Raw genomic sequence first — 541 nt, forward strand, 5'->3', positions numbered from 1 at the left:
GGTAGCATTCAGTGATGGTTATCAAGTCCTCATCGATAGTGAAGATCTGACCACTACCCATGATTGGAATCCCCTGAATACGCATCTTGCGCTGGTACTCTGGGATAGCATCGATATGCTTCTGAATTTGTTCAGGGGTAAGGGTAGGATTGTCAAAAATACTCGCTGTTTGCAGGTACAGAATGCCCGACTCATCATTTTCAAACATCACATTAAGTGGAGTCATACCCTGTTCTGGTGTGGCAGTGAAAAGCATAAAGCCATCAACACCTGCACCACCTGCATTAAGCAGACGTGTCTTTAACTGTGCGAATATCTGTAAGCTGTTGTGCTCTGGTTCTTCATCGAAAAGAATACCTCTTACCTTAGCACCCATCAATACAGCTTCATTCTGTGCACCAAAGAAGTTGATAGTATTGATTGAGCCATCAACATGACGGACAGACAGGGATTTAATCAAATCACCATCACGGGTTATCTCATCGATTAACATTGCATCCCGTGGAATAGCACCACTACCAATATTCTCTACTTCCCTTGC

At 43.6% G+C, this 541-nt stretch carries 1 protein-coding gene; it reads right to left on the reverse strand.

What is annotated here, in order from left to right; genetic code table 11:
• The coding region (locus N1032_RS27390) for a terminase large subunit domain-containing protein (protein WP_259543865.1) at nt 1-541 on the reverse strand (541 nt) is incomplete at both ends.

Source organism: Herbiconiux daphne (assembly GCF_024979295.1).
Taxonomy (GTDB): domain Bacteria; phylum Actinomycetota; class Actinomycetes; order Actinomycetales; family Microbacteriaceae; genus Herbiconiux; species Herbiconiux daphnes.